Genomic DNA, 24,833 nt, shown 5'->3' on the forward strand with positions numbered 1-24,833 from the left:
TGCAGCCTTCAGAATGCCCCCAGAAACCGCGGTCGCCCCGAAGTTCCGTCTGCGGCTCACCGTGCAAAGCAAGGAGGCTGCAGCCGATGGCATCGTGAGGCTGCGGCTTGCCGGGGCGGACCTTCCGGCTTGGGAGCCGGGAGCCCATATCGAGCTTGCGCTTCCCGGTGGATTGGCGCGCGCCTATTCGATCGTCTCTGGCGATCCAGGCCGCAGCTATGAGCTGGCGATTCTGCGCGAACCGCAGAGCCGCGGCGGCTCGCAATATGTTCACGAGCAGCTGCTGCCGGGCGATACCGTCTTTACCACCGAGCCGAAGAACTCCTTCGCCCTGGAACCGGCCGCCCATCATGTCTTCGTCGCCGGAGGGATCGGCATCACCCCGATCCTGCCGATGATCGACAGGTTGAAGCAGGAGGGAAAACCCTGGCGGCTCTACTATCTCGGCCGCTCGCGCGGGCGGATGGCCTATCTGGAGACGGTCGCCGGACTCTCGCCCTCAAACCCCGGTCAGGCCGGTATTCACATCGACGATGAGGGCACGAGCATCGATCTTGCAGCGCTGGTCGATGGCCTGCCGGATGGAACGGCCGTCTATACCTGCGGTCCGAACGGGCTGATGGATGCGCTGGCGGCGCAGGTTGCGCGCCGCCCGTCGATCCATCTCCACATGGAGCGCTTCGGCCGCGCCGAGATCGCCGTTGCCGCAGATGTCGAGGCGATCGCCGACGATGCCACGCAGCAGGCTTGCGATGCCGATGGCGCTTTCGAGGTCGAGCTGCGCAAGACCGGGGCGACGGTGACCGTCGGCAAGGGCCAGACGATCCTCGAATGCGCCCGCACGGTCCGCCAGGGTCTGTCCTTCTCCTGTGCCGACGGCTATTGCGGCACCTGCGAGACGGCCGTGCTTGCCGGGCTGCCTGAACATCGTGATACGGTGCTGACCGATGAGGAGCGGCAGGCAAACCGGACGATGATGATCTGCGTTGGCCGATCGAGAACGCGCAAGCTGGTGCTCGACCTCTAGCACCTGGGGCCGATCACGGTCGGTCCTAGCGCCTTCCGGTTCGTCTCGATATTCGTCCGGCCGGGCTTGCCGCAGGCCGGGCGGTCGAATACAACCGAAACGGCAATGGTGGCGAAAAAAGGCGGAATGACAGAGAAAGACGGAGCCGATGGGACTGTTTCACAGCGCATCAGGGTGCTTCGCGATCGCTTGCCGCCAGCCGAACTCGCCGTAGCCAATTCGATTTCCGAAAATTACCCGATGGGCGGCCTCGTGCCGATCGTCCAGCTTGCCGCCAATGCCGGAACAAGCCCGCCGACCGTCGTCCGCTTCGTGCGGAAGATGGGTTTCGAAGGCTATCCGGAATTCCAGGAAGCGCTGCGCCAGGAAGCCCAGAACCGGCTGTTTTCGCCGGTTGGCAGCTATCCCAACAATCGCGCCTCGTCGGATGAATCCTCGCCCGCCGGACAAGCGCAGCTCGTATATCTTGAAAGTATCCGCAACACCTTCGCCTCGCTCAGCGATGACGAGATCGCCAATGCTGTGCGGCTGCTCTGCGACCGGGAACACGATATCGTCGTGGTCGGCGGCCGTTTCAGCCAGGTTCTGGCCCAGCAGCTTTATCGCTACCTGTCGATCCTGCGCCCGCAGGTGCGTCTTTCGGTGCCTGATATTCATAGCCTCGTCGACATCAGTCCCTCGACCGTTGCCGTGATCTTCGATTTCCGCCGCTACCAGCAGACGACGATCAACTGGGGCATCGAGGCGATCAACAAGGGCGCCAAGATCATTCTGGTCACGGATCAGTATCTCTCACCGCTTGCCTCCAAGGCAACGGCGCTGCTGACCGCCAGCAACAAGGGCCTAGAACCCTTCGATTCCATGACCGCAGCCTTCGCGCTGACCGAGCTCCTGATATCCGAAACCGCGAGGACGCTCGGCGAACCCGCCCGCAGCCGCCTGACGGAATTCGTCCAGCGGCAGGATGACGAAGACCGGTTGATTCTCAAGTTCGAACCGCCGGTTCGCGATTAGGACCGATATATTCGGCTCAACCTGAACCGAATGTCGATCGGTCCTAGCCTTTCGGCCTCGTTTCCCGCGATGACGGCTTGCCGTCCGCGGTCGCACGTTCGAGCGCCCGGATATGGGCGTCGAGCAGCGATACCGCAGCGTGATAATCCCGCTTTCTCAGCGCATCGACGATCTGCCGGTGGGCGATGCTGGATCCCGGCCGCCAGCCGGCCGAGCGGGTTGCCGAGAAGATGATGCGAGAGTTGGCGAGCTGTAAGTCGTCGAGCATCGCCAGCAGTCTCGGCATGCGGCACGCGCTCACCAGTTCGCGGTGGAAGACGCGGTTGGCGCTCTCCCATTCGGCGATGGTCTCCGCCTTGTCGCCGGCCGCCAGTGCCAGCTCGATCCGCTCAAGCGCCGCCGCATTGATCCTCGGCGCGGCATGCCGCAGCGCCAGCGCCTCCAGCGCGGCGCGGATCTCGACGGTTTCCTGAATCGAGGCCTGATCCAAGGGGGCGACGCGCATGCCGCGGCGCGGCAGGCTGACGGCGAGCCCCTGGGCGCGAAGCAGCTGCAAGGCCTCGCGGGCGGGCACATGGCTGGCGTCGAATTCCTCGGCGATATGGTCCTGCCGAAGTGGCGTTCCGGCCGCCAGCTCTCCGGAAACAATTCTCTCCCCGATCACCCGGGCCATGCGTTCTGCGACAGTTTCAGCCATGGTATTCCATAGATAATCTATTAAAAAATAGATTGATTGACTCAAAATCGGCCGATAGCCTTTTCGATAGGCAGCATAATTATAGATAATCTATAATTCAATGATTTTTTTGTGCGTTGCCTTGAGATCGATAGAGAGGAAGGCGACATGCTGAAAACTGAAGTGGCGATGGCGGCGGAGCATGGATCTGACGAAGGCCGTTGGACACTGGATTCGGCGCGGGAGCTTTATGACCTGCCCTTCAACGAACTGCTCTACCGGTCGCATGGCATCCATCGCGCTAACTTCGATCCGAATGAGGTTCAGCTCAGCAAGCTGCTCAACATCAAGACCGGCGGCTGTCCCGAGGATTGCGGCTATTGCAGCCAGTCGGCGCATGCTTCCGGTCTCGCGGCCTCCAAGCTCATGAAGCTCGACGACGTCATGTCGGAGGCCCGCAAGGCCAAGGAGAGCGGCGCCACCCGCTATTGCATGGGCGCTGCCTGGCGCAGCCCGAAGGCGAGGGACGAGGCGGCGATCGTCGCCATGGTCAAGGGCGTGAAGTCGCTCGGCCTCGAAACCTGCATGACCCTCGGGATGCTCTCGTCCGAGCAGGCGGAAACCTTCGCCGACGCCGGTCTCGATTATTACAATCACAACGTTGATACTTCGGAACGCTTCTATCCCGAAGTCATCACCACCCGCAGCTTCTCCGATCGCCTGGAGACCCTGGCGCATGTGCGCGATGCCGGCATCAAGGTCTGCAGCGGCGGCATTCTCGGCATGGGCGAAACGGTCGACGATCGCATCGACATGCTCGTCACGCTCGCCAATCTGCCGGAGCCGCCCGAGAGCGTGCCGATCAATCTGCTGATCCCGATGCCGGGAACCAGAATGGCCAATGTCGAACCCGTCGATCCGATCGAGTTCATCCGCATCATCGCGCTGGCGCGGCTGATGATGCCGGCGTCCTCCGTCCGCCTGACGGCGGGGCGCACCGCCATGAGCGACGAGATGCAGGCGTTGTGCTTCTTTGCCGGCGCCAACTCGATCTTCATCGGCGATACGCTGCTGACGGCAGCCAACCCTGGTAATGACCGGGATTCGAACCTGCTCGCCCGGCTCGGCATGACCGCTACCAGCCTGGAGATCCCTAGTGAGTGCTGACCGGCTTGCCCGCTACAGCGCGGCGCTCGGCCAGCTTCGCCAGAAGGGCCGGTTGCGCGCGCTGAAGCGCGATACCGGCGCCGACTTCACCTCCAACGACTATCTGGGGCTGGCAGCGTCGGCGGAGATGCGCGACGCATTGCTCGCCGCGATCGAACGCGGCGTTCCCGCGGGTGCGGGTGGATCGCGCCTGCTGCGCGGCAACCATGCTGAGCATGAGGCGCTCGAGGAAGAGGCCGCCGCCTTCTTCGGCTGCGAGCGGATGCTGTATTTCGGCAGCGGCTATGCCGCCAATCTGGCGATCCTCTCAACCTTGCCGCAGCGGGGCGATCTCATCGTCTACGATTGCCTCGTCCACGCCAGCGCGCATGAAGGAATGAAGGCGGGCAAGGCTGAGATGGCCGCAGCGCCGCATAATGATCCCGATGCGGTCGAGGATGCGATCCGCGCCTGGCGTGCCGCTGGTGGCACCGGCTTTCCCTGGATCGTCGTCGAAAGCCTCTATTCGATGGATGGTGATCGCAGCACGCTCTCCGAGCTTCTCACTATCGCCGATCGCCACAATGGCTTTCTCTTCATCGATGAGGCGCATGCAACGGGCGTGCATGGCAGAGGCGGGATCGGCTATTCGGCCGGGTTCGAAGGCCGCGACAACGTCATCGTTCTCCATACCTGCGGCAAGGCGTTGGGTTCGGCTGGCGCGCTTGTCGGCGCCAATCGCGTGCTCTGCGATTTCCTCGTCAACCGAGCGCGTCCTTTCATCTATTCGACGGCGCCGTCTCCGCTGCAGGCGGCCTGTGTGCGCCGTGCGCTCCGCATTCTCGCCAGTGAGCCGGAGCGGCGCAGCCGGCTGCATGCGCTGATCGACTATGCCAGCGGCGAATTCTCCGGCCGCTTCGGCATGCCAGCAAGCGGCACGCAGATCCTGCCTGTCATCATCGGCGACAACAGCCGCACCGTCCGCATCGCGAAGCGGATGCAAGTGAGAGGCTTTGATATCCGGGCGATCCGCCCGCCGACCGTGCCCGTGGGCACGGCCAGGCTCCGCATCACGATCACGCTCAATGTCGATAAGCCCGCCATTGCACGAATGATGGATGGGCTGGCCGAGGCGATGGAAGAGGAAAGAGCATGAGCAGGTACTTCGTTGTCACCGGAACGGATACCGGCATCGGCAAGACGGTCTTTTCGGCGGCGCTGGCAGGCGCGCTCGATGGCTATTACTGGAAGCCGGTGCAATCGGGCCTCGATGAGGAGACGGATAGCGAGACCGTGAGGCGGCTATCCGGTCTGTCGGCGGAGCGGATATTTCCGGAAGCCTGGCGCCTGCAGACGCCGGTCTCTCCGCATCTCTCGGCCGAGATCGATGGCGTGGCGATCGATCCCGATGCGCTTCGGCTTCCTGAGGCCGACCGTCCCCTTGTCGTCGAAGGCGCCGGCGGGCTGCTCGTCCCGCTGACGCGTCAAAGCACCTACATCGACGTCTTCGCCCGCTGGGGCCGGCCGGTCATTCTCTGCGCGCGCACCGGGCTGGGCACGATCAATCACACGCTTCTCTCGGTCGAGGCATTGCGCCAGCGGCGCATCCCGATCGCCGGGATTGCCTTCATCGGCGAGGAGCGCTCCGACACGCAAGCGATTATCGCCGAGATGAGCGGCGTGCCGGTTCTCGGCCGTCTGCCGATGCTCGATCTGCTAACGCCGGAGAACCTGCGCCGGGCGTTCAGGGATCATTTCGATCTCTCGCTCCTTCAGGAAAAGGCTGCCGCATGACAGGCATTGCGAAGACATCGCCGGTCTGGCACCCGTTCAACCAGCACAAGCTCGAACCGGCTTTCAAGAAGATCGTCAAAACCGAAGGCGCCTATCTGATCGACGAGGACGGGCGCTCCGTTCTCGATGCGATTTCCTCCTGGTGGGTGATCACGCATGGGCATCGCCATCCCGTGATCACCGAGGCGATCCGGGTAGCCGCGGAGCGCTACGACCAGATCATCTTTGCCGAATATACCCACGAGCCGGCCGAGGAATTGGCGAGGGGACTGATCGAACTTGCGCCGCCTGAAATGGCGCATGTCTTCTATTCCGATAGCGGATCGACAGCGGTCGAAGTCGCCCTGAAGATGGCGCTCGGATTCTTCCACAATAACGGCGCGGCGCGCTCGCGCGTCGTCGTCATGGAGCACGGCTACCACGGCGATACGATCGGCACGATGTCGGCAGGTGAGCGCGGCGTCTTCAACGCCGCCTATGCGCCGCTGCTCTTCAATGTCGACACGATCCCCTTTCCGGAACCCGGCCGCGAGCAGCAGACGCTCGATGCCCTCGAGCGGTTCTGCCGCGGTGGGGATGTCGCAGCCCTGTTGATCGAGCCGCTGGTCCTCGGCGCTGGTGGCATGAAAATGTATCCGGCTCATCTTCTGGCGGAGTTCCGGCGCATCACCCAGCGATACGGCACGCTGCTCATCGCCGACGAGGTGATGACCGGATGGGGGCGGACGGGATCGCTGCTCGCCTGCGATCAGACCGGTCTCGCGCCCGATATCCTCTGCCTGTCGAAGGGTATCACCGGCGGCGCCCTGCCGCTGGCGGTCACCCTGTGCACCGCCGAGATTTTCGACGCGCACCTCTCCGAAGACCGCCGCCGGACCTTCTTCCATTCGAGCTCCTATACGGCCAATCCGATCGCCTGCGCCGCAGCCGTCGCCAATCTCCAGATCTGGCGTACCGAACCGGTCGCCAAGCGCATCGAGGCCGTGGCGGCGATGCATCGCGACAGGCTGGCGCGGTTTCGCTCGGATCCGCGTTTCGCCAATATCCGCCAGCAGGGCACGATTGCGGCGCTCGATCTCGCGGCCGATACGACGGGCTATCTCTCGGAAGTCGGGCCGCGCCTCAGAGCCTTCTTCCGCCAGCGCGATCTCCTCATCCGCCCGCTCGGCAATGTCATCTATCTGATGCCGCCCTACTGCGTGACCGAGGCGGATCTCGACAGGGCCTACAACGCCATCGACGAGGCCGCCGATTTCATCAGGAGCGCGGCGCGATGACGGTTGCCAGCCGGATGGCGGGTTTCGGGCATTACGTGCCCGAGCGGCGCGTCGACAATCTGGAGCTCGAGCTGCAGCTGGGCCTCGATCCCGGCTGGATCGAACGGCGCACGGGCATCCGCTCGCGGCGCTGGGCGGCAGCGGGAGAAACGCTGACGGATATTGCGGCGAAAGCAGGCGAGATGGCTCTTCAGGAAGCTGGTGTGGATCGGAAGACCGTGGCGCTGACGCTGCTTGCAACATCGACGCCGGATCATCTCCTGCCGCCATCGGCACCGTTGCTGGCATTCCGCCTTGGCCTCTCCGCCTCGGGCGCGATCGATCTTGCGGGCGCCTGCTCCGGCTTTCTCTATGCACTGGTGCTCGCCGACGGCTTCGTCAGGGCGCATGGCAGGCCGGTACTGGTCGTTGCCGCCAACATCCTGAGCCGGCGTATCAACATGAAGGAGCGGGGTACGGCCGCGGTCTTTGCCGATGCCGCGGGCGCCGTCCTGCTGATGCCGTCGGCCGTGCGGGATAGCGGTGTGATCGGTGTCGAGCTTATCCATGAGGGGCAGAACTACGATCTGATCCAGATCCCGGCCGGCGGCAGCGCGCGTCCCTTCGAGCCCGGTTTCGATATCGGCGAATTGCGCATGACGATGCGAGACGGCAAGGCGGTCTTCGCGCACGCCGTGCGGATGATGACGCAATCGGCGGCGCGGGCGATGGAGCAGGCGGGACTTGCGGCGCAGGATATCGGCCGTTTCGCACCGCATCAGGCCAATTCCCGCATCATCGATGCTGTCTGCGACCAGCTTTCGATTCCGCCGGATGCGGCGCTGCGCACCATCGGCGAGTTCGGCAATTCCTCCGCGGCGACCATTCCCCTGTCGCTCTCGCTGGCCAAGAAAGAGCGGCGCTTTGCTTCCGGCGAGTGCCTGCTGCTGGCGGCGGCCGGCGCTGGCATGGCCGGTGGGGCTGTTGCCTTCCGCGTTGCCTGACTAGCGCGAAATCCGCGTCGAAAGGATGATCGACGAAAGCGTCCGCTCGACGCCCTCGATCGTGCCGATATCGTCGATCATCTGGTCGAGCTCGGAGATCGACGGTGCGGCGATGATGGCGATCAGGTCGAAGCTGCCGCTAACGGAATGCACCTCGGTCACGGCCGTCATCTTTTCCAGCGACGCCGTCACCTGCGACAGCGCCTTCGGCGCAATGGTGATCAGGATATGCGCGCGCACCAGGCTGGAGGCATAGCTTTCCGACAGCCGGATCGAATAACCGGCGATGACCTTGTCTCTCTCGAGACGTTCGAGGCGGGCTTGCACCGTCGTGCGCGACAGCGACAGCCGCTTGGCGAGAGTCGCGACCGGCATCCGGGCATTTTCGCTGAGTACGGCGAGCAGCTCGCGATCTTTGTCAGATAGTGCCATGTTTCCCACAATCTGCCGATCATCTCCGGCAATATGCCGAATTATCTACGTCATATTGCTCATAATGTCGCTATGAATCGTCCTGCCTCGGCGGCAAACTTATAAAAATCTTATAGCCAAACCCCAGGGGATTTATATGAAGGAAATAGTGGTTATCGGTGCTGGCAAGATCGGCGGAGCGATTGCGCTGATGCTGGCGGAGACGGGCGACTACAAGGTCGTGGTCACCGATCGCGACGAGAAGCAGCTTTCGAAGATCGACCGCCATCCGGCGATCTCGACCGCAGCCGTCGACATCACCGATAGCGCCGCGCTGGTCGCCGTCCTCAAGGGCAAGTTCGCCGTTCTCTCGGCCGCCCCCTTCAACCTGACCGGCAAGGTTGCCGAAGCAGCGCTCGCAGCTTCCGTCCACTATCTCGATCTCACCGAAGACGTCGCCACGACCAAGAAGGTCGAAGAGCTTGCGAACGGTGCCGATGTCGCCTTCATCCCGCAGTGCGGCCTGGCGCCGGGCTTCATCTCGATCGTCGCCAATGAGCTTGCCACCCGTTTCGACACGCTCGACAGCGTTCGCATGCGCGTCGGCGCCCTGCCGCAATATCCGTCCAATGCCCTGAACTATAATCTGACCTGGAGCACGGACGGGCTGATCAACGAATATATCGAGCCCTGCGAAGCTGTCGTCGAAGGCAAGCTCGTGACGGTCCCGGCGATGGAAGAGCGCGAAGAGTTCTCGCTCGATGGCGTCACCTACGAAGCCTTCAACACGTCGGGCGGCCTCGGCACGCTGGCGAAGTCGCTCGAAGGCCGCGTGCGGACCATGAACTACCGCACGATCCGCTATCCCGGCCATCAGGCAATCATCAAGGCGCTGCTGAACGACCTCAACCTGAAGAACCGCCGTGACGTCCTGAAGGATCTCTTCGAGAACGCGCTTCCGGCCACCATGCAGGACGTCGTCGTGATCTTCGTCACCGTCTGCGGCTGGAAGGATGGCCGCTACATGCAGGAGACCTACGCGAACAAGGTCTATGCGGGCGTCGTCGCCGGCAAGAAGATGAGTGCGATCCAGATCACCACGGCTGCCGGTATCACCACGGTTCTCGATCTCCTCGCAGACGGCAAGCTCCCGCAGAAGGGCTTCGTTCGCCAGGAAGAGATCACGCTCGCCGACTTCCTGAACAGCCGCTTCGGCCGTGTCTATGATCCGGAAGCGATGCGCCTGAAGCAGGCCATGTAATCCTGCGCTGAGCAGTTGAGAGCGCCCGGTCGCGGAAGCGATCGGGCGTTTTTTGTTGCCTAGTCGACCAACTGGCTGAGAATTTCGAGCGGGTGAGGCGGGCGGATGGCGTCGATCGCCTTTGCCTGCGAGCGGCAGGAATAGCCGGTCGCCATGACGACAGTGTCATCCGACGAGGCGGCGATGGGGCCAGCCCAGCTCATCGCATAGAGCTGTTCCGAGACGGCGCGGTTGCGGGTCTCGTGGCCGAAGGTTCCGGCCATGCCGCAGCATCCGGCCTGGATGGTTTCAAGCTTGATCTTGACGGCGTCGAAGACGGCTTTCCACTGTGCCGTCGAGGCCGGAGCATTGCTGCGTTCGGTGCAATGCGGCAGCAGCTGGAAGCGCTTGCCGGAGGGCGTCGTGATGTTCTTCGCCAGCCGCTCGAGATTGGCGGCCAGCCATTCCTGCGGCAGCAGCACCGGTGCGGAGAGTGCGGTGCCCTTGTATTCGCTGCGGAAGGCGAGCGTCATGGAGGGATCGAGGCCCACGAGAGTCACGCCGGTCTGCGCGAGCCGCTGCAAATGGTTCGCGGTCTTGAGGGCCGCCTTCTCGAACTGGCCGAGATAGCCGTGAACATGCAGCGCCTTGCCGTTGACATGCGATGCCGCAAGCAGCGGCGAAAGCCCCATCTTCTGCGCCAGCTTGATCGCGGCGATCACCACGTCGGGATCGAAAGACGCTGTGAAGGCATCCGGCACGAAGACGACGATGGCCTGCCGCTCCGCAGCGGAGAGCTTGGCAAGGGCCTCGGGGTCCGCAGTGGCAATGCCGAGACGGCTTGCCGCCGTCCGCAGCGAGGTCTTCGGCAGCAGTGGAAGCGATGTCAGGCCGGCGGTCCGCATCAGGCGCTGGCCGAGAGCTGTTCCGGCGGCGAGATTGTAGAGCGGCCTGACCCTTCTCATCCACGGCAGAGTGGTCTCGATCGCCGAGACGAGCGGGTCCTTCAGCGGCCGCAGGTAGCGGCCATAGTAAAGCTCAAGGAACTTGGAGCGGAAGGCGGGGACGCTGACCTTCACGGGACATTGCCCGGCGCAGGCCTTGCAGGCGAGACAGCTGTCCATCGCCTCGCGCACCTCATGGGAAAAGTCGGCGCGGTTTTTGGGATTGAGGCTGTTGAAGAGGCGCGCCGGAAGACGGGCAAACGAGTTGCAGCTCCGCAGACGTCCGGCTTCCTTGCGGGGATCGATACCCTTGTCGGCGAGCAGCCGCAGCCATTCCCGCATCAGCATGGCGCGGCCCTTCGGCGAGAACCGCCGGTCGCGCGTTGCCTTGTAGGAGGGGCACATCGGGCTCGTCTCGTCGAAATCGAAACAGGCGCCGTTGCCGTTGCAATAGGCGGCATTGTCGAAGGCGGCGCGGATCTCGTTGCCGATCACCCGGTCGGATGCACCGCGCAGCGGCACCTCGTCGATCTTCAGGAGAGGGGCGGGCGCCGAAGACGGCGCGGCGATCTTGCCGGGATTGAGCCGGTTCTCCGGGTCGAAGGCGCGCTTGATGTCCTGGAGGTCGGGATAGAGATCGCCGAAGAATTCGGGCACATATTCGGAGCGCACACCCTTGCCATGCTCGCCCCACAAGACGCCGCCATGCTTGCGCGTCAGCGCCACCACGGCATCGCTGATCCGGCGCACCATCGGCGCATGATCCTCGCGGGTGAGATCGAGCGCCGGGCGGACGTGGAGCACGCCGGCATCGACATGGCCGAACATGCCGTAGGAGACGCCGGCATCGTCGAGCAGCGCGCGGAACTCGCGGATATAGGCCGCGAGATTCTCCGGCGGCACCGCCGTGTCCTCGACGAAGGCAACCGGCCTGATGGGGCCATCGACATTGCCGAGCAGGCCGACGGCGCGCTTGCGCATCGTCCAGATCGCCTCGATATCCTGGGGATCGCGGGCAACCGTGTAGCCGAGCCGTCCGGCATCCTGCCCCCGATCGAGCGTTTGTGTCAGTGCCGCAAGTTTCTCTTCGAGCCCGGCCGCATCATCGGCAAGCACCTCGACGATGTTGATGCCGTTTGCCGGAACCGCGTCACCGTCGGGAAAGAAGCCGGCGATGCCGGTCCAGACGATGTCCTTCCGGGCAAGACCGAGCACCTTTTCGTCGACGGTCTCGACCGAGGCGACCTTCAGGGCCGTCAGGTTGCGGGCATCCTCGAGCGCCGCGTTGAAGTCGCCATAGCGGATATTGACGAGTGCGGCCTTTGCCGGGATCGGCAGGAGGTTCAGCTCCGCCTCGGCAATCATCGCCAGCGTGCCTTCCGAACCGCAAAGGATGGCGTTCAGGTCAAAACGGCCGTTCTCGCGGCGGATATGGGCGAGGTCGTAGCCGGTCATATAGCGGTTGAGCTTCGGAAACACCGCGGCGATGCACTCGCGCTTTTCCCGCGCGATCGTCTCCACCGTGCGGTGGATGTCGCCGATGCGGTCCTGCTGCGTCATGATGCCGGCAAGCTCCGCATCATCCATCGGTCGCGACCACCAGTCAGAACCGTCGGTGAGAACGATATGCAGGCCGAGCACATGATTGGAGGTCTTGCCATAGAGGCAGGAGCCCTGGCCGCAGGCATCCGTCGAGACCATGCCGCCGATCGTCGCGCGGTTCGAGGTCGAGAGCTCAGGTGCGAAGAACAGGCCGTACGGCTTCAGCGCCCGGTTCAGCTGGTCCTTGACGACACCGGCCTGGACGCGGGCGACCCGTCTTGCGGGATCGATCTCCAGAATGCGGTTCATATGCCGGGAACAATCGACCACCACGTCTGAGGTCAGCGACTGGCCATTGGTACCGGTGCCACCGCCGCGGGGTACGATCGCGATCTTCCGGAAGCGGGGTTCCGAGAGGACGCTGGCGATCACTTTCAAATCATCGACACCCTTCGGAAACAGGATGCCTGACGGCACGATCTGGTAGATCGAATTATCGGTCGCCGAAACCGTGCGCGAGGCAGCGCTCGTTTCCACGTCGCCAGCAAACCCGGCTTCGACGAGACGTTCGAAGAAGCCGGGATGTGATGGCTGCTGACCATGATCGGAGCGAAGACGTGGGATCATTGCCGAGTGGTGCCGGAATCCTATCAGGTCCGCAATGCGGCGCAGGCGCGCTCGATGCGGTCGAGGGCCTCGACGAGCTCCGCTTCCGATGTCGCGTAGGAAATCCGGAAGTAGGGCGAAAGTCCGAACGCCGATCCCGGAACCACCGCGACATGCGCCTCTTCGAGCAGGTAATCGGTGAAATCCTGATCGGCTTCCAGCCTCTTGCCCTTCGGCGTCGTCTTGCCGAGAACGCCCGCACATCCCGAAAAGGTGTAGAAGGCGCCTTCCGGCGTGCGGCATTCCAGACCGTCGATCGCGTTCAGCCGGGAGACGACGAGATCGCGCCGCTGGCGGAAGCTGTCACGCCGGCCCTTCAGGAAATCCTGCGGCCCGTTCAGCGCCTCGACGGAGGCGGCCTGGCTGACGGAAGAGGGGCAGGAGGTGGCCTGGCTCTGAATGACCGCCATGGCCTTGATCAGCGCCTTGGGGCCACCGGCATAGCCGATGCGCCAGCCGGTCATCGCATAGGCCTTCGACACGCCGTTGATGGTCAGCGTGCGTTCCTTCAGCCGCGGCTCGATGGCAACCGGCGTCACGAAGGCGAAATCGTCATAGACGATGTGCTCGTACATGTCGTCGACCATCAGCCAGACATGCGGATGGCGCAGAAGCACATCGAGCAGCGGGCGATAGTCCTCGGCGCTATAGGCAGCGCCCGACGGGTTGGACGGCGAGTTGAGCAGCACCCAGCGGGTCTTCGGCGTGATCGCCTTTTCCAACTGCTCGGCCTGCAGGCGGAATCCCGCCGCTGCATCGCAGGGGATCAGCACCGAAACGCCGCCGCAAATCTCGACGATATCGGAATAGGACGTCCAGTAGGGGGTCGGGATGATCACCTCGTCGCCCGGATCGATGCTCGCCATGAAGGCATTGAACAGGATCTGCTTGGCGCCGGTCGCAACCGTCACTTCCTCAGTCGTATAGTCGACGCCGTTCTCACGGCGGAACTTCTCGACGATCGCCTTCTTCAGGGCCGGTGTGCCGTCGAGAGCGGTATATTTTGTCTCCCCGGCATCAATCGCCCGCTTGGCGGCATTCTTGACGTTGTCGGGCGTGTCGAAATCGGGCTCGCCGGCGCCGAGAATGATGACCGGAAGGCCATCACGCTTCATGGCGGCGGCCTTCGCGCCGATCTGCAGGATCTTCGAAACGCCGACCGAGGCGATCCGCGAAGCGGGCCGGAAGCCCGCCTCTTCGATTTTCGCTGAAACCGTCATGACAGGTCCACCTTATGCGATGTCGAAGGATACGCCCTGTGCCAAAGGGAGGGCCTTCGAATAGTTGATCGTGTTGGTCGCACGGCGCATGTAGGCGCGCCAGGCGTCCGAGCCGGATTCGCGGCCACCGCCGGTTTCCTTTTCACCGCCGAACGCCCCGCCGATTTCGGCGCCGGAAGTGCCGATATTGACGTTGGCGATACCGCAATCCGAACCGTCGGCGGCAAGGAAGCGCTCTGCCTCACGCATGTCGAGCGTGAAGATCGACGAGGAGAGGCCGGCACCGACCGCATTGTGATCGGCAATGACGGCGTCGAAATCGGAGTATTTCATGACATAGAGGATCGGCGCGAAGGTTTCTTCGAAAACCGGACCTTCATGCTTCGGCATTTCGACAAGCGCCGGCTTGACGTAATAGGCATCGGGATGGCCGAGATCGACACGCTCGCCGCCATGGACGTTGCCGCCATGCGCGCGGGCTTCGCCAAGCGCCTTCTGCATACCGTCATAAGCGGCCTTGTCGACGAGCGGGCCGACGAGAGCTGCGCTGTCGAGCGGGTTGCCGACGGAGACACTGGCATAGGCCTTTTTCAGGCGCGGAACGAGCTCTTCATAAACGCTGTCGTGGACGAAGAGGCGGCGAAGCGTCGTGCAGCGCTGACCGGCGGTGCCCATGGCACCGAAGGCGATGGCGCGCAGCGCCATGTCGAGATCGGCCGACGGGCAGACGATGCCGCCGTTGTTGCCGCCGAGTTCGAGGATAGAACGGGCAAAGCGCTTGGCAAGGCGCGGACCGACTTCACGGCCCATGCGGGTGGAGCCCGTCGCCGAGACCAGCGTGACGTTTTTGTGGTCGACGAGTGCTTCGCCGATCTCGCGGCCGCCGATGATGACCTGCGACAGGCCGGCCGGCGCGTCGCCGAAGCGCTTCAGGGCGCGCTCCAGAATGGCCTGCGATGCGAGCGCCGTCAGGGGCGTCTTTTCCGACGGCTTCCAGACGACGCTGTTGCCGCAGACGAGAGCCAGTGCGGCATTCCAGGACCAGACGGCAACCGGGAAGTTGAAGGCGGAGATGATGCCGACGACGCCGAGCGGGTGCCAGGTTTCCATCATCCGGTGGCCGGGACGTTCGGTGGCGATCGTCAGGCCGTAAAGCTGGCGCGACAGACCGACTGCGTAATCGCAGATGTCGATCATTTCCTGCACTTCGCCGAGACCTTCAGACGGGATCTTGCCGGCCTCGATCGAGACGAGGCGGCCGAGATCTGCCTTGGCGGCGCGCAATTCCTCACCGAGGAGACGCACGAGCTCGCCGCGCTTCGGGGCGGGCGTCAGGCGCCAGGTCTGGAAGGCGGCATGCGCTTCTTCGATCGCGGCGGCTGCACCCTTCGCGTCGACGGTCTTCAGCTTGCCGATCTTCTCGCCGGTGATGGGCGAGAAGGAAACCATGCTGCCGTCGGTATAGGTGGACTTGTCGACGCCGAGGCGATCGAGAATGGCGTGTGCTTCGTCGAGGACGGAAGAGGACTTTACGGAAATGTTCATGTGCCGGACTCCAATGTGCGGATTGCTGCCGTGTGTTGACGATTACTGAGCTGCGGGGCGGCGCGAGAGCCTCGAAAGGCATTCGTCGATCGATGCTTGCTCGATCCCTGCATAGTGATCGAATTCGTTGAGAACCTTGGCGCCGAGATCGGTCTCGAAGCGCTGCTGGTTGGGGCTGGCGACGAATTCCTGTTGCGCGCCGTCGCCGAGATTGGACTGGAAAATCCCGGCGGCGCTGACCGGCAGGAAGTCTTCGTAGACGATCGGGTCGAACTGGACGAGACCGTCCGAAACCAGCGTTTCGATGTCGGCCGCATCCGTCGATGCCTTCATGCCCTTTTCGGTCAGCGAATAGCTGAAATAGCCGAGCCCTTCGGTGCGGATCGTCGCCCAATCGTCCGGGAAGGCCTCGAAGGTGGCGGCAAGCGCTGCCTCGTAGGCATCGGCATTCGAACCGTCGGCCGCCGGGCGCACGACCTTGCGCGACTGCTCCAGAAGCTGGTCGTAGAGGCCGCGGCCCTTCGGCGTCAACGCAATGCCGCGCTGTTCGATCTCGCCGAAACGCGCCGTATGCGAGCCGGTCTGCCAGCCGCCCTTGCCATCCGAAAAGGCGACCGCTTCTTCGAGCGCCTTGAACGATGTCTGGCGCAGCAGAATGGCGCAGCGCCGGGTCGGCGGACCCTCGACAACCGCCTTGGGCGCAATGCCGTAGTCGGGCATCAGGCTCTGCACCTTGTCGATATCGAGCGTGCGCGGCGTCAGGTGATTGATATGCGGGCCCTTAAAGGAGACGACGTCGGCAATCAGGCGGTGCGCGTCATGCAGACGATGGTACATCGCGACATCGACGATCGCCTTGTCGTGCCAGCGGAAGGTTTCGAGCACGGCAGCCACGAAACGATCGGCATCGTCCTTGGTCAGCCCGCCGTTCTCTTCGGCTTTCTTCGTCAGCTCGATCGCCTCATCGGTGAAGATGCGGCGGGTCGCCAGGATCTTTGCCGCTTCCTCGCGCAGCTCAGCGTCGGCAATGAGATCGAGGCGGAGCAGCGAGGTGAAGACGCGGAAGGGATTGCGCTTCAGCGCGGCGTCGCCGACCGGCCGGAAGGCGGTCGAATGAACCGGAACGCCTGCAGTCGAGAGATCGTAATAGCCGACCGGATACATGCCCATGACGGCAAAGACGCGACGCATCATCGCCAGTTCTTCAGCCGTTCCGAGACGGATCGCGCCGTGGCGCTCCTCGGAAATGCGCTCCAGATTGTCGGTCGCTTGAAGGCGCGTCTTGAGTTCCGGCTCGGCGGAGAGGGCCTCGTCATTGACGCGGGCGACCAGGTCCATCAGCGTTCCGTAAGCGGGAACCTCGGTGCGGTACATGGCCGACATGGCCGCGGAAAAGGACGACCGGATTTCGCTCGACGTGACGTGCTTCGTCATTTTGCTCAACCTTCGAAAACGATAGGACTTCATGCTCGAAATGCACTATATTCCGTCCATATAGTCTCATGTTGTGAAATCTACACCTAACTTGATGCCGAAACGGAATGATATGCGTAGAAGCCTGGTCCCCGATATCGTCACGTTGCAGGCTTTCGAATGTGCCGCACGGCATGGAAATTTTTCGCGCGCCGCCGAGGAGCTGAACCTGACGCAGAGCGCCATCAGCCGCCAGATCGCCGATCTCGAAAAGCAGACGGGGCTGAAGCTGTTCGAACGGATACGCCAGCGGGTCATCCTGTCGGAGGCCGGACGCCGGTTGCTTCCGGAGGTCCGGGATCTTCTGTCGCGTTCAGAGCGGCTGATGATCGATGCGGCCGCCGCCGGGCGCATGCGCGCCACGCTGAAGGTTGCGACCCTGCCGACATTCGGGGCGAAATGGTTGGTGCCGCGGCTCGGCCGCTTTCTGGCGCGTTGCCCCGATGTGTCGCTGACGATCGAATCCCGCTCCAAGCCGTTCAGCTTCATGGAAGACAGCTTCGATCTCGCCATCCATTACGGCCTGCCGGTCTGGGCGGGCGGCACTCCGGTCTTCCTCTGCGACGAAACCGTGATCCCGGCCGCAAGCGCCGAGCTCGCCAAGCAGTACCGAGTCGACGGCCGCCCGGACTTCACGCAAATGCCGCTTCTGCATCTGACCACCCGCCCGAAGCTGTGGTCCGATTTCTCCCGCTTGCAGGAGCTCGGGATCGAAAACGCCTATCACGGCCTGCGTTTCGACCAGTTCTCGATGATGGTCTCTGCCGCCATATCCGGCCTCGGCGCCGCCCTGCTGCCGACCTACCTGATCGAGGAAGAACTGCGCTCCGGCCTCCTCGCCCCGCTGCTGGCGACGACGATGCGCACCGAAAACGCCTACTACGTCGTCCGCCCCGAGGAAAAGCAGAGCCATCCCGTGGCGGAGGAGTTCCAAGGCTGGCTTTTGTCGGAGGTGGGCGCGGATGAGCCGGTGGCCGCAGGTGTGCCCCGCGCGGAATAGCGCTGTCTGACGACTAGCGCGTCTCGCGATCGATATCCCGGCGCAGCACGACCGCCGTGGTGATGTCGTCGACCGTCTCGTGGCTGGCGATCATATCGCGGATACGATTGAGATCGTCGATCGAGGCTGCTTCCAACTCTATTATAAGGTCGAGCTGACCGCTGACCGAGGAAACACGGCGAACCTGCGTATTGCGAGCAAGCAGATCGAGCAGACCGAGGGCGGGCGTCCGCTTCAGGCTGACCAGCAAGATCGCCCGGATGACATTGGCATCGATCTCGCCAATGTCGGCGCGATAGCCCCTGATAATGCCGCTGCGCTCGAGATTCGTCACACGCTCGCTCGTCGCGCTGCGCGACAGCCCGATTCTTCCGGCCAAAGTCTTCAGAGCGATACGCGCTTCCTTGGACAGGATCTGGAGTATCTCGCGATCTTTGACGTCGAGCTCACGCATGCCCATCCTCCTCAGGACCGGACATATGTCGGTCCATCCCGACAATATGCCGGTTCGATCCGACAGCTTACTTGATGCCTCAAAACACATTGCATGCCAAGTTGTTCGAATAAGAAATAGCTTGGAAAAACAACGACTATGACCGATCTTTCCCATCCGGCGCCACAGTTTTCTCCTGATGATGCGGAACGTCTCGCCAAGGATATATTCGGGGTTGAGGGAACCGCTTCGCCTCTTGATAGCGAGCGTGATCGCAACTACCGCATCAAGACGGAGATCGACGCCGGCTGGATCCTGAAGATCGTCAACTCGACCGAACCAAAGATCGAAAGCGAGTTCCAGACCGCTCTTCTTCATCATCTTGGCCGGGCAGCACCGGACCTCATGGTGCCGCACCTCAAGGAGAGCCGCGCGGGCGATTTTCTGGCCAGCACGGTTGCTGCCAATGGCGAGGCACATGCCGTGCGGCTGGTCGGCTGGCTGGCCGGCAAGCCGCTTGCGGAGGTCGGCAGGACGACCGAGCTCATGCGTAGTTTTGGCCGCTCGCTGGGCGAGCTGGACCGCGCTCTTCAAGGCTTCATTCATCCGGGTGCCCTGCGCGATCTGGATTGGGATCTGCGTCATGCCAAGCGCGCGCGTCAGCGTCTACACTTTATCAGGGACGAGAGCCGGCGGGCGATCCTCGAGCGCTTCATTGCGGCCTTCGAAGACAAGGTCGAACCGAAGCTCTCGCGTCTGCGGTCGCAGGTCATCCACAACGACGCCAACGACTGGAACATTCTCGTCGACGAGCATGACCATCAGCGGATTTCCGGCGTCATCGATTTCGGCGATGCCGTCCACACCGTCCTCATCGCCGAAGTCGCCATTGCCTGTGCCTACGCCATTCTCGACATGGAAGACCCGATCGGCGCGGCCGCTACTCTGGCTGCGGGATTCCATGAGCGTTATCCGCTTCAGGCTGAGGAAATCGACGTCCTGTTCAACCTGATCGCAATGCGCCTCGTCACCAGCGTGACCTTCTCGGCGTCGCGTCACGAGCAGACCGGCGACAATCCGTATCTGGCGATCAGCGAGGCACCGGCCTGGCGATTGCTTGAAAAGATGGATGCGATGAACCCGCGCCTTGCGACAGCGATCCTCCGGAAAGCCTGCGGCTTCGATGCCATCGAGGGTGCCGGCGCGGTGCGCCGCTGGATTTCTGACAATAGCAGGTCGTTCGCGGATGTCGTTCGCCCTGCGGCGGCGCAGATGACCAAGGCAATCGTGCCTTATGGCGATCCCGCGCATGTGATGACCGTCGCCTCGGCGGAGCAGCGTCCCGAAGAGGCGACAAAATGGTGGGACGACTTCTCGGCGCGCCACAAGGTCACGCTCGGTATCGGCCCCTGGGGCGAGGCGAGAACCGTCTACACAGACAAGGCCTTTGAATCGCGCTTCATCGAAGGCAAGCGGCGAATTCACCATCTCGGCGTCGATCTGTTCATGCCGGCGCAAACGCCGCTCTTTACCCCCCTTGCGGCGACTGTGAAGAGTGTCGAGGTCGAGCGCGAACCTCTCGGCTACGGCGGCTTGGTCCTGCTTGAGCACAGGCCAGAAGGATGTCCGCCTTTCAACACGCTTTGGGGGCACATGGCCCATGAAGCCCTCGAACGCCTCAAGCCCGGCGATCGGCTCGAGGCCGGTGACCTTGTCGGCTACATGGGTGGCATCGGCGAGAATGGCGGCTGGACGCCCCATCTCCACTTCCAGGTATCATCAGATACCGAATTGACCGCGGCCGAGATTATCGGCGTCGGCGAGGCTGCCTATCTCGACGTCTGGGAAGACCTCTTTCCCGATGTCGCGGCGCTCACCAAGATTCCGCCGGAAGCATTCGGTCAGACCGGGCGAACGAGGGAAGAAATCATTTCCAAGCGCCGGGAACTTCTGCTTCCCAACCTGTCGATTTCCTATTCCGAGCCGATCAAGTTCGTGCGTGGTGAAGGCGCATGGCTGATCGACAATTTCGGCCGCGCCTATCTCGATTGCTTCAACAACGTATGCCATCTCGGCCATAGCCATCCGGATGTCGTCGAGGCGGTCTCACGTCAGGCAGCCGTGCTCAACACCAATACGCGCTATCTTCACGATAACATCGTTGAATATGCCGAGCGGCTGACGGCGACGCTGCCCGCGGGCCTCGCTGTTGCTTCCTTCGCTTGCTCGGGCAGCGAAGCCAATAGCCTGATGCTGCGCATGGCGCGCAATCATACGGGCCACAACGAGGCTATCGTCCTCGACTGGGCCTATCACGGCACAACGCAGGAACTGATCGATCTCAGCGCCTACAAGTATAAGCGCAAGGGCGGCAAGGGACGGCCCGACCACGTCTATGAAGCGGTCATTCCAGACAGCTACCACGCACCCGAAAGCTGGCCCCATGCCGAGCACGCCAAGCGTTTCGCGCAGAGTGTTGCGGATCATATCGAAGCGATGCGCAGAGACGGGCGCTCCCCGGGCTTCTTCATTGCGGAATCCATTCCGAGCGTCGCCGGTCAGGTCTTTTTGCCGGACGGCTATCTCAAGGAAGTCTATGCCATGGTCCGGGCCGCAGGCGGCCTTTGCCTGGCCGATGAGGTCCAGGTGGGTTTTGGCCGGGTCGGAAGCCACTGGTGGGCCTTTGAAACGCAGGATGTCGTCCCCGACATCGTCTCGATGGGCAAGCCGATCGGCAATGGCCACCCGATGTCGGCCGTGGTGACGACACGCGAAGTGGCGGACAGTTTCAACAACGGCATGGAGTATTTCAATACGTTCGCCGGAAATCCGGTGTCGTGTGCGATCGGGCTCGCCGTGCTGAATGCGATCGAGCGCGACCGCCTGCGGGAGAATGCTCTCAGCGTCGGAAACTATCTGCTCGATGGCTTCCGCAAGATGCAGCAGCGTTTCGACATCATCGGCGACGTGCGCGGGCTGGGGCTGTTCCTTGGTATCGAACTGGTCGTTGATCGCAAGACGAAAGCTCCGGCGACGGACCTGGCAAGGAAGATCAACGACGGGGCGCGCGAACGTGGGATCCTGATGGGAACGGAAGGGCCGCACGACAACGTCCTGAAAATGCGGCCGCCGATGGTCTTTTCGCAGGCCAATGCCGACCACCTGCTCGACGTGTTGAGCGCGAGCTTCGAAGCAGCCCTGAAATAGAGCGGAAAGTCCAGCCTATCCGGCGTCGCTTGGCCGGCGCCGGGACCTTGCATCGCGCCCATAGCATCGGCCGGCAAAGTGCCGGTCGTTTCCGGCAATGTGTCAGCCCGACTGACATCTTGCCGGATGCCCATGGAAAACCGCCATGCAAAACTCTTCGGGTGACGGTTGCCCGGTGAGACCCACAAGAACGAAATAAAATAATCCCAGAGGAGATATGACGTGCCCAATCATAGGTTTAAAAGTTTTATAGCGGTCGCCGCTATCGCGGTTGCAGCCGCATTTTCAACGTCGCCGGCATCGGCCGACGAACTGAAGACGATTCAGGATTCAGGCGACCTTCGCGTTGCGATGAGCGGCCAGTATCCGCCGTTCAGCTTCGCGAACGACAAGAACGAGATCGTTGGCTTTGACGCCTCGATCAGCGAGGCCATGGCAGAGCGCATGGGCGTCAAGGCGAAGATCGTCACGACGCCATTCGACGGCATCATCGCCGGCCTTCTGGCCAAGAAGTATGACGCAATCGTCGCGTCCATGACGATCACTCCCGAGCGCGAAAAAGCAGTCGACTTTGTCGGACCTCACTACCACGCCGGCCGCACGATCGTCGTCAAGGCGGACTCGCCGATCCAGAAGCTTGAAGAACTCGCCGGCAAGACGGTCGGTGTCACGCTCGGTGATTCCCACGACAAGTGGGCGCGAGCCCAGGGCAATCTGACCGTGCGCACCTACAAGGGTCTTCCCGAAATGCTCGTCGACCTTGATGCCGGACGCATCGATGCGCTCGTCATGGACAGCATCCCCGTCATGGTCGCTGTCAAGGAAACGGGCCAGAAGGTTCGCATCCTCGATACCCCGAACATCGAAGGTGGCCGCGAAGCTCTCGGTATTGCGATCCGCAAGAACAACCCTGAGCTCAAGGCCAAGATGCAAAAGGTCCTTGAGGACATGCAGGCGGACGGCGCCTACGAAAAGATCTCGATGCAGTGGATTGGCCGCGACATCCGCTGATCCCGATAAGGGCCGGATCAATTCCGGCCCTGACCATTCGACTTTTCGGAGCGTTTCTATGGATTTGGCGCTTATGCAGCGCGTCCTCCCCTTCTTTTTGGAGGCTGCGTGGGTGACGGTGCAGATATCTTGTCTTTCAATTCTGCTCGGATTCCTGGTCGCGATCGCGCTGGTCGCTCTCCGGCTTTCCGATTTTCTTGCTGTCCGGTGCCTTTCGAGGCTCTACGTGAGTGTCTTCCGCGGCACGCCCTGCCTGGTTCAGCTCTTCGTCATCTATTTTGGCGGACCGCAAATGGGCCTGGAGCTTGACCCTTTCGTCGCCGGCGTGATCGGCCTCGGCCTGAACATTGCCGCGTACATGGCGGAATCCATCCGCGGAGCCATCGAGAATGTCGACCGTGGCCAGTCGGAAGCCGCCCGATCGATCGGATTTGGGCGGGCTGCGACACTCAGGCTCGTGGTGCTGCCCCAGGCGGCGCGCCTGATGATCAGACCGCTCGGCGTGAACGCCGTGGGGCTGATCAAGGGATCTGCCTTGGTGTCATCGATCTCCGTCGTGGAGCTGACTTACACCGCCCAGCGGTTCATCAGTTCAACCTACAAGCCGTTCGAAATCTTCTCGGTATCCGCGGTGCTTTACATCGTCATGGTCTATGCGGTCCGGTTGGTCGTCGATCGCCTTGATCAGCGTTTCGCGGCAAGGTGAGGACGCCGATATGCAGAATCTGGATTTCTCCATCGTTACGCCCTATGCCGGGCTTCTTGCGACCGGCTTGTGGTGGACACTCGTCATGTTCGTCGGCTCAAGCATACTGAGCCTTACCTTCGGCATTGGCTTTGCGCTCGTGCTGCTTTACGCCCCGTGGTTCTGGGCCTTGCCGGTTCGCTTTCTGACCTGGCTTCTCATGGGAACGCCGCTGCTTCTGCAGCTCTATCTGATCTATTACGGTCTGGTGCAGGTCGGCATCGACATTCCGGCGATCGGCGCCGGTATCATCGGCCTCAGCCTGCATTTTGCCGTCTACAATGCCGACGTCTTCAGAGCCGGAATATTGTCTGTCGACGCAGGACAAATGGAAGGCGCCCGTTCGATCGGGCTTAGCCGCGGTCAGGCACAGCGCTACGTTATCGTTCCGCAGGCGCTGCGCCGGACGATTGCGCCCATCGGAAACAACCTGATCGTTCTCCTGAAGGACACATCGCTGGTCTCCATCATCGGCATTGCCGAACTGGTTTACAGCGCACAGCTCGCTATCAGCGAGACCTACAGCCCGTTCGAATTCTACCTGACTGTCGCCGCCATCTATTACGCGGCCAATCTTGTTCTCGAAGCCGGCCTGCAATTTCTTGAAATCAAGGTGGAGATGTCACGGTGAGCATCGCAAAGCTTATGGTCGAGGTCAAAGGTGCCCGGAAGGCATATGGGCCGCTGGAGGTCCTCAAGGGTATCGACCTCTCTGTGTCGCGGGGCCAGATCATCGCGATCATCGGCCCCAGCGGGTCAGGAAAAAGCACGCTTCTGCGATCGATCAATCAGCTCGAATTGCTCAACGCCGGAGAGATCTGGCTGGACGGCGAGCAGGTGAACAGGCCGCTTAAGGGGCAAGCCTTCGAGAAGCATATCAATGCCGTGCGCCAGCAGATGGGCATGGTATTCCAGCACTTCAATCTGTTCCCGCATCTGACGGTTTTCGAGAATATCGCGCTTGGGCCGATCAAGCTCAAAGGCCTTTCGAAGCTGGCGGCCCGGGAGCTCGCGCTCGGTCTGCTGTCGAAGGTCGGGCTTGCGGACAAGATCGATGAATATCCGTCCCGCCTGTCGGGTGGCCAGAAGCAACGCGTGGCCATTGCCAGAGCGCTGGCCATGCAGCCGAAGGTGATGCTTTTCGACGAGGCGACATCGGCGCTGGATCCCGAGCTGGTGGATGAGGTCAACGCCGTGATGAAACAGCTCGCTGCCGAGCACATGACGATGTTGATCGTGACCCATGAAATGCGCTTCGCCGGCGAAGTCGCTGACCGGATCGTCTTCATGGACGGCGGTGTCGTCGTCGAGGAAGGGACGCCGCAGCAGATCTTCCAGAATCCGGCGCAGGATCGAACCCGCTCATTTCTGAAGAAGCATCTGCACGACAGATAAGGATCACGCTCGCGGTGGAGGCTCGCCTGCCGAAAAAAGGCGCGCCCTGCTGGCGAAATAGTCAGCCTCCGGCCGCCAAAGGCG

Annotated in this window: 21 protein-coding genes; 14 read left to right on the plus strand and 7 right to left on the minus strand. The window is 62.5% G+C overall.

All coding sequences use genetic code 11. The features are described from left to right. The first annotated feature begins 13 nt into the window (after positions 1–13). Together ACQZ5H_RS09555 and ACQZ5H_RS09560 are read left to right on the plus strand one after the other, a co-directional pair. Entirely contained in the window at positions 14–1,027 is a 1,014-nt protein-coding gene (locus tag ACQZ5H_RS09555; RefSeq protein ID WP_449097489.1) for a PDR/VanB family oxidoreductase, read from the plus strand. Between the two features lie 126 nt (positions 1,028–1,153). After that, positions 1,154–2,041: a MurR/RpiR family transcriptional regulator gene (locus ACQZ5H_RS09560; RefSeq protein WP_199625612.1), complete on the plus strand. Its 888-nt coding sequence runs from the start codon at positions 1,154–1,156 to the stop codon at positions 2,039–2,041. A gap of 43 nt (positions 2,042–2,084) precedes the next feature. Here the strand turns inward: ACQZ5H_RS09560 and ACQZ5H_RS09565 are convergent, their stop codons facing one another. Beyond that, complete coding sequence (locus ACQZ5H_RS09565) at positions 2,085–2,738, minus strand: GntR family transcriptional regulator (RefSeq protein ID WP_199625611.1); 654 nt, start codon at positions 2,736–2,738, stop codon at positions 2,085–2,087. A gap of 147 nt (positions 2,739–2,885) precedes the next feature. On the opposite strand from ACQZ5H_RS09565, the gene bioB reads away from it, so the two are divergent. Genes bioB through ACQZ5H_RS09590 form a run of 5 tightly spaced genes read left to right on the plus strand, consistent with a single transcriptional unit; the run spans position 2,886 to position 7,917 of the window. Next, positions 2,886–3,884 (plus strand): biotin synthase BioB, encoded by a 999-nt coding sequence (gene bioB, locus ACQZ5H_RS09570; RefSeq protein WP_449097490.1) that lies wholly within the window; start codon positions 2,886–2,888, stop codon positions 3,882–3,884. After that, the gene (locus ACQZ5H_RS09575) at positions 3,874–5,019 is read left to right on the plus strand and encodes an 8-amino-7-oxononanoate synthase (protein WP_449097491.1); all 1,146 of its coding nucleotides are present in this window, start codon (positions 3,874–3,876) and stop codon (positions 5,017–5,019) included. Before bioB ends, ACQZ5H_RS09575 begins: the two co-directional genes overlap by 11 nt. After that, entirely contained in the window at positions 5,016–5,657 is a 642-nt protein-coding gene (gene bioD, locus ACQZ5H_RS09580) for a dethiobiotin synthase (protein ID WP_449097492.1), read from the plus strand. Before ACQZ5H_RS09575 ends, bioD begins: the two co-directional genes overlap by 4 nt. Continuing rightward, on the plus strand, positions 5,654–6,934 hold the full coding sequence (locus ACQZ5H_RS09585) for an adenosylmethionine--8-amino-7-oxononanoate transaminase (protein WP_449097493.1): 1,281 nt from the start codon (positions 5,654–5,656) through the stop codon (positions 6,932–6,934). The genes bioD and ACQZ5H_RS09585 overlap by 4 nt, the downstream gene beginning before the upstream one ends. Next, a complete protein-coding gene (locus ACQZ5H_RS09590; RefSeq protein WP_449097494.1) occupies positions 6,931–7,917 on the plus strand; it encodes a beta-ketoacyl-ACP synthase III in 987 nt (328 codons plus the stop codon). Before ACQZ5H_RS09585 ends, ACQZ5H_RS09590 begins: the two co-directional genes overlap by 4 nt. On the opposite strand, the gene ACQZ5H_RS09595 is transcribed toward ACQZ5H_RS09590, so the two are convergent. Further along, on the minus strand, positions 7,918–8,349 hold the full coding sequence (locus ACQZ5H_RS09595) for an Lrp/AsnC family transcriptional regulator (protein WP_112714591.1): 432 nt from the start codon (positions 8,347–8,349) through the stop codon (positions 7,918–7,920). Positions 8,350–8,485: 136 nt separating this feature from the next. Between ACQZ5H_RS09595 and ACQZ5H_RS09600 the strand changes: the two genes are divergently transcribed. After that, a complete protein-coding gene (locus tag ACQZ5H_RS09600; protein ID WP_199625605.1) occupies positions 8,486–9,589 on the plus strand; it encodes a saccharopine dehydrogenase family protein in 1,104 nt (367 codons plus the stop codon). A 59-nt stretch (positions 9,590–9,648) separates the two neighbouring features. Here ACQZ5H_RS09600 and ydiJ read toward each other — a convergent pair whose 3' ends face one another. From ydiJ to hglS, 4 genes are read right to left on the minus strand one after another with little or no spacing between them, the layout of a single operon-like run. Further along, the gene (gene ydiJ, locus ACQZ5H_RS09605; RefSeq protein WP_449097495.1) at positions 9,649–12,681 is read right to left on the minus strand and encodes a D-2-hydroxyglutarate dehydrogenase YdiJ; all 3,033 of its coding nucleotides are present in this window, start codon (positions 12,679–12,681) and stop codon (positions 9,649–9,651) included. A gap of 23 nt (positions 12,682–12,704) precedes the next feature. Continuing rightward, positions 12,705–13,940: a pyridoxal phosphate-dependent aminotransferase gene (locus ACQZ5H_RS09610; RefSeq protein WP_203430244.1), complete on the minus strand. Its 1,236-nt coding sequence runs from the start codon at positions 13,938–13,940 to the stop codon at positions 12,705–12,707. A gap of 12 nt (positions 13,941–13,952) precedes the next feature. Further along, positions 13,953–15,485, minus strand: coding sequence for an L-piperidine-6-carboxylate dehydrogenase (gene amaB / locus ACQZ5H_RS09615; RefSeq protein ID WP_449097496.1), 1,533 nt, complete (start codon positions 15,483–15,485; stop codon positions 13,953–13,955). Between the two features lie 42 nt (positions 15,486–15,527). Then, positions 15,528–16,919, minus strand: a complete 1,392-nt coding sequence (gene hglS / locus ACQZ5H_RS09620) for a 2-oxoadipate dioxygenase/decarboxylase HglS (protein ID WP_449097497.1) — start codon at positions 16,917–16,919, stop codon at positions 15,528–15,530. A gap of 112 nt (positions 16,920–17,031) precedes the next feature. Here hglS and ACQZ5H_RS09625 point away from each other — a divergent pair, with 112 nt between their 5' ends. Further along, on the plus strand, positions 17,032–17,958 hold the full coding sequence (locus ACQZ5H_RS09625) for a LysR family transcriptional regulator (RefSeq protein ID WP_449097498.1): 927 nt from the start codon (positions 17,032–17,034) through the stop codon (positions 17,956–17,958). 13 nt (positions 17,959–17,971) lie between these two features. On the opposite strand, the gene ACQZ5H_RS09630 is transcribed toward ACQZ5H_RS09625, so the two are convergent. Next, the gene (locus ACQZ5H_RS09630) at positions 17,972–18,412 is read right to left on the minus strand and encodes an Lrp/AsnC family transcriptional regulator (RefSeq protein ID WP_112714577.1); all 441 of its coding nucleotides are present in this window, start codon (positions 18,410–18,412) and stop codon (positions 17,972–17,974) included. A gap of 138 nt (positions 18,413–18,550) precedes the next feature. On the opposite strand from ACQZ5H_RS09630, the gene ACQZ5H_RS09635 reads away from it, so the two are divergent. From ACQZ5H_RS09635 to ACQZ5H_RS09655, 5 genes are all read left to right on the plus strand, one after another. Beyond that, positions 18,551–21,598, plus strand: coding sequence for an aminotransferase class III-fold pyridoxal phosphate-dependent enzyme (locus ACQZ5H_RS09635; protein WP_449097499.1), 3,048 nt, complete (start codon positions 18,551–18,553; stop codon positions 21,596–21,598). Between the two features lie 222 nt (positions 21,599–21,820). Then, positions 21,821–22,609, plus strand: coding sequence for an ABC transporter substrate-binding protein (locus ACQZ5H_RS09640; protein ID WP_449097500.1), 789 nt, complete (start codon positions 21,821–21,823; stop codon positions 22,607–22,609). A 58-nt stretch (positions 22,610–22,667) separates the two neighbouring features. Beyond that, the gene (locus ACQZ5H_RS09645; RefSeq protein WP_449097656.1) at positions 22,668–23,315 is read left to right on the plus strand and encodes an amino acid ABC transporter permease; all 648 of its coding nucleotides are present in this window, start codon (positions 22,668–22,670) and stop codon (positions 23,313–23,315) included. A 10-nt stretch (positions 23,316–23,325) separates the two neighbouring features. After that, positions 23,326–23,985 carry an amino acid ABC transporter permease gene (locus tag ACQZ5H_RS09650; RefSeq protein WP_199625599.1) on the plus strand — a complete coding sequence of 220 codons (660 nt, stop codon included), beginning with the start codon at positions 23,326–23,328 and terminating at the stop codon, positions 23,983–23,985. Positions 23,986–23,999: 14 nt separating this feature from the next. After that, positions 24,000–24,749: an amino acid ABC transporter ATP-binding protein gene (locus ACQZ5H_RS09655; protein ID WP_449097657.1), complete on the plus strand. Its 750-nt coding sequence runs from the start codon at positions 24,000–24,002 to the stop codon at positions 24,747–24,749. The last annotated feature ends 84 nt before the right edge of the window (positions 24,750–24,833 follow it).

It is taken from the genome of Rhizobium sp. 21-4511-3d (assembly GCF_053522545.1).